Source organism: Acidovorax sp. A1169, assembly GCF_030704685.1.
Taxonomy (GTDB): domain Bacteria; phylum Pseudomonadota; class Gammaproteobacteria; order Burkholderiales; family Burkholderiaceae_C; genus Acidovorax.
Genome location: NZ_JAUZDX010000014.1, coordinates 95563 through 109812, shown reverse-complemented (window position 1 = coordinate 109812; position 14250 = coordinate 95563). Strand labels below are relative to the sequence as shown.

The window sequence follows — 14250 nt, the reverse complement described above, 5'->3', positions numbered from 1 at the left end:
CCCGCCTGAATTTGGCCAGATGTCAGGAAGTGAGCGTGGGCTTGACGCGGATCAATCCCCCCGTCATTTTGATTGAATCAGAAAGCGATCTGTTCGACGCCAATATCGCTGGGTCTGCGCAGTGCTTCCTTCATGAAGATGCTCATCGGCAGCGTACCCTGGTCCGAGCTGAACCAGCGCTTGTACAGCGTCAGCATGTCGCCGCCCTGGATCATGCGGCGCGTGACGCGGTCCACCAGCTCCTTGAACTTGGGGTCCTCACGGCGCAGGCCGATGCTGTAGGGCTCCACCGAGAGGCGCTTTTCCAGGAACTGGTAGTCGTCCATGGACTTGCCCAGGCGCGTCAGCGGGATCCAGATGCCCGCGTCGTCGGCAAAGGCCGCGTCGGCCTCGCCCTTGGCCAGCGCGTTCACGGCGTCCAGCGTGCTGTCCACCGCCACGTAGTTGAACTTGCGGTTGAAGGTACGCTCGTTGGCCTTGAGCAGGTTCTCGTTGGTGGTCTTGCCCTGCACGGCAATCTTCTTGTTCTGCAGGTCGTCCAGCGTCTTGATGCCCGAGTTCTTGCGCACCAGGAAGGCCGAGGATGCCACGAAGATGTGGTGGCTGAAGGCGATCTCCTTTTGCCGCGCCGCCGTGTTGGCCGTGCCGCCGCACTCCAGGTCCACCACGTTGTCCTTCACGTCGCTGATGCGGTTCTTGCCGTCCACCAGCAGGTACTTGAGCTTCAGGTCCGGGCGCTTCAACTCCTTCTTGATCTCCTCATAGATCTGCAGGCAGATGTCCACGGTGTAGCCCTGCACCTTGCCGCTCGTGGCGTCCTTGTACGAAAAGGGCAGCGACTTTTCGCGGTGGCCCAGGCGCAGCTCGCCCGCGCTGGCAATGCGCGCCAGCGTGTCTTCGGCCCAGGCAGGGGCGTTGGCCAGCAACAGGGCCGCCATCAGCGCCACGTGGCGCAGCATCGAAACAGATTTCATGGAAGGAAGAGAAGAAAAGGAGTCGGGTGGATGCCCGATGAAAAAAGGCGCCCGAAGACGCGCACCCCAAAGCATGCCTTGTGGGCATTGCATGGACCAGCCCCGCTGGTGCGCGGATTGTGATGGGGCTCGGGCAGGTTTGCCACTTTCTCGCTGCCCAGGCGTCGGCATTGCGCCACATGGCGGCCCGGTATGCCTGGCTCGCCGTTTTTTGTGGCGGCGCGGCACCTGCACCAGCCACTGCATCGGCAAAGCACTGGGAGTACCGGGCTACCGCATGTAACATGCTTGGCTGCGCGCATTTTTTGATTGACATGTCCTCCCCCCACGCCAATCACCCCGATTCCGGGGAGGGCCGCGCCGATCTGCCAACGCCGCACGAAGCCACACAGGGTACGAAAGAGGTCGCCAATGCATTTCCCGTCAAAAAGCCCCATCGCCGCGCAGGCGCTGCCTTTCGCCAGCCGGCCCCTGCTGCGCTGCCTGGCAGCGCCCCGCTGACCGACGGACAGGCAGGCGCTGTGGACCGGGCACCGTTCTCCCTTTCCTTGCTTGGCGCATCGGTCCGGCCCGCGGGGGAGCACGCCGATACCCTGGCGGCCGCAGCCACCCCTCGCGCGGCGCGGTCCGGCGATGCCGAGGCCGGGGCCGCCCTGGCTGCACTGGAGTTGGCGCCTGCCGCCTCAGCGCACGCCGTGCAGGACTCGGCCCACGCCATCCTGTCGTCCTGGCTGTCGCTGGAGGTGCTGGCCCCACTGGCCTACACCGACCCGGCAACGCTCGTCGGCGGCGACCGTGCGGCCATCGCCAAGGTCGATGGCGAACCCTTGCCGTGGCAGCGGGGCGAGCAGTCCTACAAGCCGCCGTTCCGGCTGTTCTACCTTGTCGTGCTGGGCGAGGTCAGCATGGAAATGTGCATGACCGACCTGCTGGCCTCGTTCGGCAAGGACGAGGAGACGCGCACCTTTCAAAGGCACCGTGCGCCCATCGCCATGGCCATCGTGGACCAGGACGGCCTGCCCGCTGGCCCTGACACCGTTTCCATCTCCAGCTTTGCGTGGGGCGTGCCTGCGGTGCTGCGCGGCAAGGCCGGCACGCTCGCACGCTGGCCCGATGCCGAACGGCTCCTGCGCGAGCAACTGCACCAGCGCCTCGTGCGGGTGGATGGCGGGGGCCGGCCCCTGCCGCTGGACCTGAAGGCGATCCACGACATCCATGCCTGGCTGTGCAGCACCCTGGGCCTGCGCCCCGACCATGTGCTGCCACCGAGCTTCGTGGCGCGGCTGTACCGCCACCCCAAGCTGGAGGGCGCGCCGGATTTGCCGCCCATCAACTCGTTCTACCTCGACGACCTGGCCAAGGCGCGCGCCATGGTGGATGCCGGGACCGCGCCCGAAACCCTGCTGCGCTACCTGTCCGTGCTGAAGCCAGCGTCGGCAGTCGATTTGCTCAAGGACACCGCAGGCATTGCCGCGCTGATTGCCCCCGCGCGCTTTCCGCCAGCGCGCTGGCCCAGCCGGGGCAGCCACCCGGTGGTGACGCTGCAGCAGGCAGCCGTGAACGCCGCGCGCAGCGAATTTGCTGGTGACAGGCAGGGCATCCTGGCGGTGAACGGCCCCCCGGGCACCGGCAAGATGACCCTGCTGCGCGACCTGGTGGCCCATTGCGTGGAGAGCCGCGCAGCCCGGCTGGTGGAGTTCGACGATCCGAACAAGGCGTTCATCCCGACCGGCCAGCGATTCCAGGTGGGCGATGGGGAGTTTCTCCACCTGCATGGGCTGGACCCGCGGATCAAGGGCTTCGAGGTGCTCGTCGCATCGAGCAACAACAAGGCGGTGGAAAACGTCAGCCGTGAGCTGCCCGCCGGCCGCAGCATCGAGCCCGGCCCCCGGTACTTTGCCTCCACCGCCAGGGCCTTGCTGTATGGCGAGGAAAAGAATATCCCAGCCGACCCCGCCGACCAGCCATGGGGTCTGATGGCCGCCGCGCTCGGCAACAGCCGCAACCGCCGGGATTTTCGCCAGCGGTTCTGGCTGCACGAGGACTTCGGCTTTGCCACCTACCTCAAGGCGGCACGCGGGCTGGACGTGTCGCGGCCGGAGCCCGCCGCAGAAGGCCAGGCGCCCCGCATGGTGGCGCCCCGCATCGTCGCGGCCGAGCGGCCGCTCAGCGGCGATGCGGCGCTGCAGCAGTGGAAACGGGCGCGCAAGTCGTTCATCGAGCTCAAGCATTCGGTCGAGGCCATTCTTGCCCGCCTGGAAGAGGCGCGGACACTGGCCCCCCGGCTGACCCGACTGCACGATGACATCAGCCAGCTGCACGTCAGGCACAAGGCCACCGCCCAGTCGCTGAGCACGGCGGCAGCCGCTTACGCCCTGGCCATCGAGGGCTCCAGCAAGGCCCGCGCCGCCGTCGTGGCGGCCGAGCGCGAGCTGCAGGCCCTGCAGGCGGCCCGCCCCGGCGTCTCGGCGCGGGTGTTCGTCTCGGAGGCGTTTCGGCGCTGGATGTCCGAGGCGTCTGCGCGCGAGGGCGTCCACCGCGAGGCCGTGCGCGCCGAAGCGCAGGTGCAGGCCACGCTGGAAACGGCAGCGCAGCGGCAAAAGGGATTTGCCGAAGAGCTGGGCATGGTCAACGCCCAGCTCGAAACCGCGCAGCGCGAGGAAGAGAATCTGGGCGCCATGCTCAAGGAGGCCTACGCCCGCATCGGTGACCGCTTCGTGGACGAATCCTTCTTCGACCGCGGCCATGAGGCCTGGAACCTGGCCATGCCCTGGCTCAACGACCAGATCCACAAGGAGCGCGAGAAGCTGTTCATCGCCGCGCTGGAGGTGCACAAGGCCTTCGTCACCGTGGCCGCCCACAAGATGGAGCACAACCTGGGCGTGCTGATGGCCGCCCTGCAGTCGGGCACCTTCCAGGACACGGCCAAGCGCCAGTTGCTGCCGGACCTGTGGTCCAGCCTGTTCCTGGTGGTGCCCGTGGTGGCCACCACCTTCGCGTCCGTGCACCGCATGCTGGGCGACCTGGCTCCCGCATCGTTCGGCTGGCTGTTGGTGGACGAAGCCGGGCAGGCCACGCCCCAGGCGGCGGTGGGTGCGCTCATGCGCGCCCGGCGTGCCGTCATCGTGGGCGATACGCTGCAGATCCCGCCGGTGGTCACCATCCCCGAGAACCTGGTGAACCAGATCGCCCTGCAGCAGCGCGTGGACCGCGGCCTGTGGTGCGCCCCCCAGGCATCCGTGCAGACCCTGGCCGACAGCGCCAGCGCCATCCAGGCGCGCTTCAGCACGCCCGACGGCACCCGCGTGGTGGGCCTGCCGCTGCTGGTGCGCCGCCGCTTCCAGGAGCCCATGTTCGGCGTGTCCAACGCGATTGCCTACGACAACCGCATGGTGCCGGCCATGGGGCCGGACAGCGTGGGCGATGTCGCCGACGTGCTGGGCCCCTCCGCCTGGTTCGACCCCGACACCAGCTCCACCGCCAGCGCCCCCAAGTGGAGCGCCGAAGAGGGCCAGGTGGTCATGCGCATGCTGCGCAAGCTGGCCCGCGCCGGCGTGCAGCACCCGGATATCTACGTGATCTGCCCCTTCCGCGTGGTGGCGCAGGAAATGCGCCTGCTGCTGCGCGCCGAACCCCAGCTGTTCGAGCTCTTCGGGGTCGATGCGCGCAAATGGCTTGACGAACGCGTGGGCACCATCCACACCTTCCAGGGCAAGGAAGCCGAGGCCGTGATCGCCGTGCTGGGCGCCCCCATGGCGGGCGAGAAGGGCGCCCGGCAGTGGGCCGGCGGTGTGCCCAATATCCTCAACGTCATGGCCTCGCGCGCGAAGTCGCGGCTGTATGTGGTGGGCTCGTGCACGGCCTGGGGCAGCGTGGGCCATTTTGCGGAGCTGGCCCGGCAGGTGCCCAAGAGGCCGTTCGCCTAATAAGGGCGGCAGCTTGCCTGCCTGTTCGCTTATTTTTCTTTTGCTGCCTCTTTGAGCGCCACCTGCACGGTGTGCAGCATCTCCTCCAGTGGCGAGGGTTCCTCCCCCTCGTACGACACCGCCGCGCCGAAGTCCTGGGCCAGTGCGCAGCTGACCATCATCACGCAGGCCAGGTCCTTCATGCGGCCACCCCAGCTCATGGTGATGCAGTAGTCGCGGCCATCGGCAATGGCGGCGAAGTCCTCGTCGTCCCCCACCACGTCCTGCGCCTCGCTGTAGTGGATCTCGAACCCCGGGCCTTCTGTGCCATTGAGCGTGAAGGGCAGAAAGCCCGAGTCGTCGAAGCGGGTGAAGTCCGGGTGCAGCTTAAGGTCGAACCCGAGCCGGTCCAGCGAGGCCTGCAGCGTGGCGCGGTCGGGAACGGACTGGCGTTGGATGAAGGCGAATTGGCTGTTGGACATGGGGCTTCCTTGGGGTGATGGAATGGTGGCGCCAAACGGGAGAATCACAATGCGCAATAGTGGTTGCCATCTTATGACGATGCCATCGCGCAATGGAAGGAGCCCGACGGCATGACCCTGGTGGTGCATGCCTTCGATGCGCGCGAGGGCGGGCGCTTTCGGGTCTCGCTCACCCGCGAAGAGCCCGGCCTGGCCGGCAAGACCTCGGCGCACACCGATACCTACCATGGCCACTTCAGGGAACTGGTTGTGGATCAGCAGGTGGTCGAGGTGATGGAGTTCGATACCACCAACCCCGACAGGCAGGGCTGGATGACTCTGATGGTGGAACTTTCGGACGAGCCGGGTGGCGTGACTTGGCTGGTCGCGCTGCACGAAGGCCTGCCGCCCGGTGTGGTGCCCGAAGACAACGAGGCTGGCCAAGCTGGCGGCGCTGGTCGCGGCAGGTTGAGCGCGAGCAGCGGCCTATGCGGGCATGCGCGTGAAGCAGGCCCTGCGCTGCAGCATCTCGTCGGTCTGGCGTGTGGCGATTTCCAGGTCGTAGTAGGTGTGCGGCTCCGGGGGCGGCGGCGAGGGGTAGATGGTCAAGGTGCCGTAGAACGCAGGGCACATGAAATCGCCCTTGAGCACCCACCGGCCGTAGGGAGGGCTGTCGGCCGGATCACCGGTCCAGTATCCCCAGAAGATGGCCAGGGAGCCGGTGGACGCCGTGCGGCGTGCCGCAAGCTGGTTGGCAGTGTCCGGCGAGAAGTCCCCCACCGTGCCGCTGCCCGTGCAGTCGCCGTTGGTGTAGGTCAACGCACCATAGGTTTGGGTGAACAGCGTGGTCTCCTGGCGCACCATGCGCATGACGCTGCGCTGGCTCAGGTTGCTGCTGACCACATGGCAGCCCTGGTGCTGCCAGTCGCCCGCGAGCAGGGCCACGTCCAGCTGTGGGGCGTCATCGCTGCCGCCGCCGCAGCCGGCCAGTGCGGCGGCGACGGCGATCAGCGAGAGGCAGGTTGCAAAGGCGGTGGGTGAAGTGGCAGGGAGCAGTGTGGTCATGGCAAAAAGCCCGATTTTGTGGGCCCGTCCGGTCCTTGAGAACCCTACTGGAGTAGGGGTTGGCGGCTGCCAGGCCTCGCCCTCAGCACTCGACGACGTTCACCGCCAGCCCGCCGCGCGAGGTTTCCTTGTACTTGACCTTCATGTCCGCGCCGGTCTGCATCATGGTCTTGATCACCTTGTCGAGCGAGACCACATGCTGGCCATCGCCGCGCAGCGCCATGCGGGCAGCGTTGATGGCCTTGATGGCGCCCATGGCGTTGCGCTCGATGCAGGGGATCTGCACCAGCCCGCCCACCGGGTCGCAGGTCATTCCGAGGTTGTGCTCCATGCCGATCTCGGCGGCGTTCTCCACCTGCTCGGGGCTGCCGCCCATCACGGCGGCCAGGGCGCCGGCAGCCATGGAGCAGGCCACGCCCACCTCGCCCTGGCAGCCCACCTCGGCGCCCGACAGCGATGCGTTTTTCTTGTAGATGATGCCGATGGCACCGGCGGTGAGAAGGAAGGTGGCGATGCCCTCCTCATCCGCGCCGGGCAGAAAGTTCACGTAGTACTGCAGCACGGCCGGGATCACGCCGGCCGCGCCGTTGGTGGGGGCGGTCACCACGCGGCCACCGGCAGCGTTTTCCTCGTTGACGGCCATGGCGTAGAGGTTCACCCAGTCCATCATCGACAAGGGGTCGCCCCGGGCGGCCTCGGACTGGGTGTTCAGGCTCTTGTGCAGCTCGGCCGCGCGGCGGCGCACGTGCATGGGGCCGGGCAGGGTGCCGGTGGCCGCGCAACCGCGCTGCACGGCGCCGGCCATGGTGTGCCAGATGGCCAGCAACTGGCGGCGCAACTCGGCGGCGCTGCGCCAGTGCAGCTCGTTGGCCACCATGATCTGATCCACCGCCATGCCGGTGGCCTGGCATTGGGCCAGCAAGTCGGCCCCGGTGCTGAAGGGGTAGGGCAGGCCGTTGCCGTGCCCGGCGGCACTGGGCCCCGATGCCGCTGCCGGGTTCAGCACGCGCTCGCCGGCCGCATCCGTCACGAAGCCGCCGCCCACCGAGTAGTACTCGCGCTCGGCAATCTTCACGCCGTTGGCATCCAGCGCATGGAAGGCCATGCCGTTGGGGTGCAAGGGCAGGCTGCGGCGGCGAAACAGCAGGTGCTCCTTCTCGACGAAGGGCACGGCGTGCTCGCCCAGCAGGGCCAGGCTGCGGCTGGCGCGGATCTGGGCGATGGTGGGCGCTATCTGGTCGGGATCGATGTGCTCGGGCTCGTGCCCGGCTAGGCCCAGCAGCACGGCGGTGTCGGTGCCGTGGCCCACGCCTGTGGCCGAGAGCGAGCCGAACAGCTCCACCCCCACGCTTTGCACCGCCGCCAGGCCCACCGTGGCCTGCAGGTGGCAGGCAAACTGCCGCGCCGCGATCATGGGCCCCACGGTGTGCGAGCTGGAGGGGCCGATGCCGATCTTGAAGAGGTCGAAAACGCTGACGGACATGGGGTGCTGTGCCTTCAATGGGATACCGGTGGGTTCGGTGAACAACAGCGACGGCCGCATGCCGCCAGCCCATACACAGAGAAGGCAGCGATGGCGCGGGTGGCGCCATCGCTGGCCGGTCGATCATGAACAAGACAACATGCGTCTTCGCACTGCCAGCACTCTTGGCGCTGGAGTGGGGGCGAGGCTAACCGCACGGCTCCGTGGCAGCCCACACGTTATCCCTGAGCGGTTCGACCGGGCACGGGGGGCAAGGCCGGTGGCTGCCGTCGATTGCTATTCCTTGGATAGCAACTTATTGATGCTCCACAATGGCCTGAGGCCATCACGGTGCGGCTTGACAAGGCGTCGCTGGCCCGGCTTGCCACCCATGAATGTTTCTTACAAAGCGCTTCTGTCTGCCCTGTGCGCCACCACCAGCGACATTTCCACCAGGGGTGCTGCTGCCGCCTGGCCTGCCGTGCCGGCCGCAGGGGGCTGTGGCCGCGCCAGCGAATGGGCGTGCACCGCCGGTGGTGCCACCTGCTGGCGGGCCAGGCCGCCGGCCATCCAACTGCACACCATGCGCCTGGCATCCGCCGTGTGGGCGGGGTCGCGCACGAACAGCTCGCACGAGAGGGTGCGGTGCCTGTGGCTGCCGGCCTCGCGCAGCAGGCGGTCGGCGGCGGCCAGTACCTGGGCCAGGCTGTGCTCCAGGCTCTGGGCGGGCGAGGGTGTTGCAGCGGTGTTCAGGCAGGTGATGCGCAGGCACAGCGAGGTGGGCGCGTGGCGCACGGCCACGCGCAGCCGGGCCGCCACGCGCGGTGCTGCCGCGCTTGGGCTGGCGGCGGGCGGGGCGGTGCTGCAATCGGTGGCCATGGCGTTGTGATTCGCGTCGCGTTGTGTTCGTTCCGTCAGTCCAGTGCGCCCAGGCGCCTGGCGCCCATGGCCACGCCCACGAGCAAGGCCACCAGCACCAGCATGGCGGCCACCAGGCTGGTGCCGTGGGCCACGAAGCCGATCAGCGCCGGGCCCATGAGCACGCCCGCATAGCCCATGGTGGCAATGGCGGGCACGGCCAGGCTCTCGGGCATGGCGTGCTGCCTGCCCGCGAGGGAGAACAGCACGGGCACGATGTTGGAACAGCCCAGGCCCACCAGTGCAAAGCCGGGCAGGGCCAGCGGCCAGGTGGGCGCCAGCGTGGCCAGCGCCAGGCCGGCGGAGGCGATCAAGGCACCCGCCAGCACCGCACGCGGCGGGCCGATGCGGCGCACCCAGCGGTCTCCGGTGAGACGCCCCAGCGTCATCGCAGCCGCAAAGGCGGCATAGCCCAGGCCTGCGCGCTCGGCGGGCATGCCCTGCACCTGGGTGAGGAGCACGGCGCTCCAGTCCAGCATGGCGCCTTCGGCCAGAAAGAGGATGAAGCACAGCATGCCGATGAACAGCACCACCCCCGTGGGGCGGGCGAAGACCGACCCACTTTCCATGTCGGGTCGGGCGAAGGCCGGGCTGCTCTGTTCTGTGCCCCGGGCCAGGAAGTGCGGCCCCGCCGCCGCCAGCAGCGCCAGCACCACAGCTGCCACTGCGCCGGTGGCCTGCCACAGCGATGCGCCCAGGCCCAGCAGCCCGATCACACCGCCGGCCCCCGCTACGCCGCCCAGGCTGAACAGCCCGTGAAAGCCCGACATCATGGGCCGGCCGCTGGCCCGCTCGACGAGGACGGCCTGGATGTTGCCCGCGCAGCCCAGCCCGCCGATGCCCGCGCCGAACAGGAACAGCGCCACGCCCAGCCAGGGCGCCGTGGGTGCCAGGGCCAGCAGCGGCAGGCTGGCGCAGACCAGCAGCGTAGACGCCACCAGCACCCGCCGGCAGCCCCAGCGCGCGCTGAGCGCACCGGCCAGCGGCATGGAGACGATGGAGCCTGCGCCCATGCACAGCAACAGCAGGCCGAGTGTGGCTTCGTGGATCGAAAGCCGCGTTTTGGTGAACGGCACCAGGGGTGCCCAGGCCGCCATGGCAAAGCCGCTGATGAAAAAGGCCACGCGCGTGGCGTGCGCCGCTGCCCGGCTGGCGGCCAAAGGGCGTGCCGGGGCCGTGGCAGAGATCGGTGCGGTGGTGCTTGCGCTGGAAGCCGTCATGGTGGGCAGGGGGAGGGCCAGTGTGGCGTCGTTGGATGGCGGGGCGATGGCGGTGCGCGCATGCCCTGGGCCGGCGGGAGGGCTTTGCACCGGTGCTGGCCGGGCGGGCCGCTGCGCAGGCATGTCGCAGGCCCGGCACATAATGAGCAAATCTAACCAGTTGTGTCCTTGCATGCGGCCAATGCTAAGAGACGGCTGTGCGGATGACTATCGACAATAATTCGTGGATTCATGAAATCAGCTCATGCCAAAATCGGGTTGTCCGCAACGGGCTCGCCCCGCCGCCTGCCGCCGCTGAACATGCTGCGCGCCTTCGAGGCGGCAGGCCGGCTGCTCAGCGTGACGCAGGCCGCGCACGAACTGTCGGTGACGCAAAGCGCCGTCAGCCACCAGATCAAGGCGCTGGAGGAATGGCTGGGTGTGGCCCTGGTACAGCGCGAGGGGCGGGGCCTGGCGCTCACGCCGCCGGGCGCTGCCTACCTGCCGGGGCTGACCAGCGCGCTGGACCTGATGGCCCGGTCCACCGCCGGCATCAAGCGGCCCACGCGGCGCAACACGCTGGCGGTGAATGCCACGTCGACCTTCGCCACGCAGTGGCTGATCCCGCGCCTGTCGGCCTTTTGCGCGCAGATGCCAGGGCTGGATGTGCAGCTCGTCACCACCGTAGGGCATCTGGACTTCGAGCCGGCGGACTATGACGTCTCCATCCGTTGCTTTGCCGATGGCGAGCTGGCGGTGCTGCAGCAGCGCACCCCCTGGCGCGGCATCCGTGCGGGTGCGTTTCTTCCCGATGTGCTGACCCCCGTGTGCGGCCCTGCGCTGCTGGCGGGCGCCAAGGCCATCCAGGCGCCACGCGATCTGGCGCGGCACACGCTGCTGCACAGCCGCTCGACCCCGCTGGTGTGGCAGCAGTGGCTGCGGGAGGCGGGCGCACAAGACATCCAGCCCGCCGGCGACCTGGTTTTCGACCATGCCCACCTGAGCGTGCAGGCCGCCATCCAGGGCCTGGGCGTGGCGCTGGGCAACCCGCGTTTTCTGGGCGAGGCGCTGGCCGGCGGGCTGCTGGCCATGCCCTTCCCGGAGCTGCTCTCGGGCGACAAGAAGTATTACTGGATGCTCTCGCCGCGGGCCGCGCAGGATGCGGCGTCGGTGGCGTTCTGCGGCTGGCTAGGAGGCGCGTAGCGCCAGACGGCGTTGCAGAAAGTACGCTGCGGCCGTGAGCAGCATCCATGCGATCAGCACATCCCAGAAAGCCATCACCAGCCATAGCGGCGCCAGCAGCGGGCCCGCGAGCGGGATGACGTAGAGCGTGAGCCGGTGCGTCCAGAAGCCTGGGGCCGACATGCAGGGCGATGAGAAGGGGTCGAACGTGCCGGGTGAGCAACCCAGTGCGCCCAGCATCTCCCGGGCCACCTGGTTGCCCAGGATGGGCGTGCCAAAGGCGATGCAGAACCCGACGAGCCCGAGCAACAGCGCCCAGAAGCCGGCACGTGCCGCCCAGCGGGCCATGTCGGCGCTGGTGACGCCGGGGCGGGCGGGCGGCCTGCTGCCAGGTGCCGCCGCTGCGGCGCTGGCGGCGTTGCGTTCAGCCCTGCGCAGGGCCACCAGGGCCAGAACCCACACGGCGATCAGCGCCCAGAAGTTGCGCAGCAGCACGAATGGGTAGTCGGCCACGCCCTCGGCCGTGAGGAAGGGGACAAGGCGCATGCCCAGTGCGTTGGACAGCCAGGAGCAACTGCGCAGTGCGGGGTCGGCATGCGGCTGGCAGTGCAGCAGCTCCAGTGTGCGCTCGGCCACCACGCCGCCCACAATGGCAAAGCCCAGGCAAAAGAGGATCAGCCCCCATTGGAGGATCTTGAAGAGATGCCTGTAAGACATGGAGCGGGCCCTCCCTCGGTAATGTGCAGGTGCCGCGTTCGCGGTCGTTCGGTAGGTCCGCGAGTGTGCCCGAGCGCGGGTGGAGAGGGCTACATCACCAGCGCCCGCCCCAGCATCACGCACCAGTCCCAGGGGTTGAGCCGGGGGCGCGTGTGCAGGCTGGCCCCTTTCAGGGCCTGCACCTTGTCCAGGATGCGCAGGCCGCCTTGCACCACCAGGCGCAGCTCCCAGCCGGCACGACCGGGCAGGCGGTGCACCAGCGGCGCGCCGCGCAGCATGCTGGCGCGGGCCCAGGCGGCCACCCCCAGGATGAGGCGGGCGTTCTCCGGCGTGCTGCGCAGCTCCAGCAGCTCGGCTTGGCAGGCTCCGTGGGCGGCGCAGTCCTCGCGCGGCAGGTAGTGGCGCCCGCGCGGGATGTCCACGCTCAGGTCCTGCCAGAAGTTGGCCAGTTGCAGCGCGGTGCAGATGTCGTCGCTCTGCGACAGGGCCTTTTCACCGTCCACGCCGTACAGGTGCAGCAGCAGCCGGCCCACGGGGTTAGCCGAGCGGCGGCAGTAATCGAGCAGCTCGGTGCGGTCGGCGTAGCCGTCGGCGTCGCGGGTTTTTTCCACGTCCTGGGCAAAGGCGCTCAACAGGTCGGCCAGCAGCGGCACGGGCAGGTGGTGGCTGACCAGCACGGCCTGCAGCGGCACGAACACATCGGCCCAGCGCGGCGAGGGGGCGTGGCCCTCGGCAATGGCCGAGAGGTCGGCGTTGAACGCGGCCAGATCGGTCAGGCGCTCGGCGGGCAGGGCATCGCCCTCGTCGGCAATGTCGTCGGCCGTGCGGGCGAAGGCGTAGATGGCGGCGATGACGGGGCGCAGGTGCGGCGGGCACAGCAGCGATGCGACGGGGAAATTTTCGTAATGCGTGACCGGCGGGGCCACCGCAGGGGCGGTGGATGGGGCGGCAGCGGGCGAGGTGCTTTGGGTGGGGTTCACGGCGTGGATTGTCGCTTGACAAGGCGGGGGCGTTCTCATAGATTACTAACCAGTCAGTCAGTAACTTGTTTTGTCAGTGTTAACCCTGAGCGCCCTGGCGGTCGTGGGGGAGGCGCTGGCCGACCTTCGTGTTGCCCTTTTCATTCATCGGATTTTCCATGCGAACACCCTCCGCCTCGCGGCCCATTCACCGGCCCTCCAGGTTTTTGTTGCTGGCGGCCTCGGCCCTGGTGCTGGCCGCCTGCTCGCGGCCGGCCCCGCCCGAGGAGCCGGTGCGTTCCGTCAAGCTGATGACGGTGGGCGTGGGAGCATTGCAGTCGCAGGTGGAATACGCCGGTGAGGTGCGTGCCCGGGTGGAATCGCGCCTGGGCTTTCGCGTGGCGGGCAAGATCGTGCAGCGCCAAGCCGAGCTCGGCCAGCGCGTGAAAGCCGGCGACGTGCTGGCCCAGCTCGACCCGCGCGACTACCAGCTGGCGGCCGATTCGGCGCGTGCGCAACTGGCTTCGGCCACCACGCAGCGCGACCTGGCGGCAGCCGACTACAAGCGCTACCAGACGCTGAAGGACCAGAACTTCATCAGCGGCGCCGAGCTGGAGCGCCGCGACGCGACCTTGAAGGCCGCGCAGGCCACGCTGGACCAGGCGCGCGCACAGCTGTCTTCGCAGGGCAACCAGGCCACCTACACGCGCCTGGTGGCCGACGTGTCGGGCGTGGTCACGGGCATCGAGGCCGAGCCGGGCCAAGTCGTCTCTGCCGGTACGCCGGTGGTGCGCATCGCGCAGGACGGCCCGCGCGACGTGGTGTTTTCCGTGCCCGAGGACAAGGTCGCCCAGATCACCGTGGGCTCCGACGTGGCCGTGCGCGGCTGGTCGGGCGGCGCCGAGCTGGCGGGCAAGGTGCGCGAGGTGGCGGCCAGCGCCGATGCGGCCACGCGCACCTTCCAGGTCAAGGTGGCCATCGAGGGCAAGGACGCCCCGGCCTTGGGCGCCACGGTGTATGCCCAGCCCAAGGCGCTGGGCCATGCCGGCGTGGTGGCCATCAAGCTGCCCACCAGCGCGCTGCGCCAGGAGGGCCAGTCCACGGCCGTATGGGTGTACGACGCGGCCACCAGCACCGTCAAATCCCAGGTGGTGCAGATCGCCACGGCCGACGGCAACGATGCCGTGGTGGCCGCAGGCCTGACCCCTGGCATGCAGGTGGTGGCCACCGGCGTGCACGTGCTTTCGCCCGGGCAGAAGGTCATGATCTACCAGCCCAAATCGAATGGTGCCCCTGCGACCAAGGCGCAGACGGCTGCCGGCAATGTGGCACTGCCCGCTGCTGCAGCGGCCCCCGCGCCAGCGGCGACGCCCGTGGCTGCGGCCCCTGCTTCCAAGTAAGGGCCCGC

At 68.8% G+C, this 14250-nt stretch carries 11 protein-coding genes and 1 pseudogene; 4 read left to right on the top strand and 8 right to left on the bottom strand.

Going from position 1 to position 14250, the window contains the following annotated elements; translation table 11 throughout:
- Positions 1 to 77: 77 nt before the first annotated feature.
- Positions 78 to 974: an amino acid ABC transporter substrate-binding protein gene (locus tag QYL93_RS21295; RefSeq protein WP_305745525.1), complete on the bottom strand. Its 897-nt coding sequence runs from the start codon at positions 972 to 974 to the stop codon at positions 78 to 80.
- 314 nt (positions 975 to 1288) lie between these two features.
- Between QYL93_RS21295 and QYL93_RS21290 the strand changes: the two genes are divergently transcribed.
- On the top strand, positions 1289 to 4900 hold the full coding sequence (locus QYL93_RS21290) for an AAA domain-containing protein (protein ID WP_305745524.1): 3612 nt from the start codon (positions 1289 to 1291) through the stop codon (positions 4898 to 4900).
- A 29-nt stretch (positions 4901 to 4929) separates the two neighbouring features.
- Here the strand turns inward: QYL93_RS21290 and QYL93_RS21285 are convergent, their stop codons facing one another.
- Entirely contained in the window at positions 4930 to 5361 is a 432-nt protein-coding gene (locus QYL93_RS21285) for a hypothetical protein (RefSeq protein ID WP_305745523.1), read from the bottom strand.
- A 63-nt stretch (positions 5362 to 5424) separates the two neighbouring features.
- On the opposite strand from QYL93_RS21285, the pseudogene QYL93_RS21280 reads away from it, so the two are divergent.
- Positions 5425 to 5754: pseudogene (locus QYL93_RS21280) on the top strand (SRPBCC domain-containing protein); the annotation flags it as partial.
- 72 nt (positions 5755 to 5826) lie between these two features.
- On the opposite strand, the gene QYL93_RS21275 reads toward QYL93_RS21280, so the two are convergent.
- From QYL93_RS21275 to QYL93_RS21260, 4 genes are all read right to left on the bottom strand, one after another.
- Complete coding sequence (locus QYL93_RS21275; RefSeq protein ID WP_305745599.1) at positions 5827 to 6405, bottom strand: hypothetical protein; 579 nt, start codon at positions 6403 to 6405, stop codon at positions 5827 to 5829.
- 82 nt (positions 6406 to 6487) lie between these two features.
- Positions 6488 to 7888: an L-serine ammonia-lyase gene (locus tag QYL93_RS21270; RefSeq protein WP_305745522.1), complete on the bottom strand. Its 1401-nt coding sequence runs from the start codon at positions 7886 to 7888 to the stop codon at positions 6488 to 6490.
- Between the two features lie 381 nt (positions 7889 to 8269).
- Positions 8270 to 8746, bottom strand: coding sequence for a hypothetical protein (locus tag QYL93_RS21265; RefSeq protein WP_305745521.1), 477 nt, complete (start codon positions 8744 to 8746; stop codon positions 8270 to 8272).
- A gap of 35 nt (positions 8747 to 8781) precedes the next feature.
- A complete protein-coding gene (locus QYL93_RS21260; RefSeq protein WP_305745520.1) occupies positions 8782 to 10005 on the bottom strand; it encodes an MFS transporter in 1224 nt (407 codons plus the stop codon).
- A 231-nt stretch (positions 10006 to 10236) separates the two neighbouring features.
- On the opposite strand from QYL93_RS21260, the gene QYL93_RS21255 reads away from it, so the two are divergent.
- Positions 10237 to 11187: a LysR substrate-binding domain-containing protein gene (locus QYL93_RS21255; RefSeq protein ID WP_305745519.1), complete on the top strand. Its 951-nt coding sequence runs from the start codon at positions 10237 to 10239 to the stop codon at positions 11185 to 11187.
- On the opposite strand, the gene QYL93_RS21250 is transcribed toward QYL93_RS21255, so the two are convergent.
- Entirely contained in the window at positions 11173 to 11883 is a 711-nt protein-coding gene (locus QYL93_RS21250) for a hypothetical protein (protein ID WP_305745518.1), read from the bottom strand. The two genes, QYL93_RS21255 and QYL93_RS21250, sit on opposite strands and share 15 nt — an antisense overlap.
- Before the next feature lie 89 nt (positions 11884 to 11972).
- Complete coding sequence (gene hpnC / locus QYL93_RS21245) at positions 11973 to 12863, bottom strand: squalene synthase HpnC (RefSeq protein ID WP_305745517.1); 891 nt, start codon at positions 12861 to 12863, stop codon at positions 11973 to 11975.
- Positions 12864 to 13021: 158 nt separating this feature from the next.
- Between hpnC and QYL93_RS21240 the strand changes: the two genes are divergently transcribed.
- Positions 13022 to 14242: an efflux RND transporter periplasmic adaptor subunit gene (locus QYL93_RS21240; RefSeq protein WP_305745516.1), complete on the top strand. Its 1221-nt coding sequence runs from the start codon at positions 13022 to 13024 to the stop codon at positions 14240 to 14242.
- The last annotated feature ends 8 nt before the right edge of the window (positions 14243 to 14250 follow it).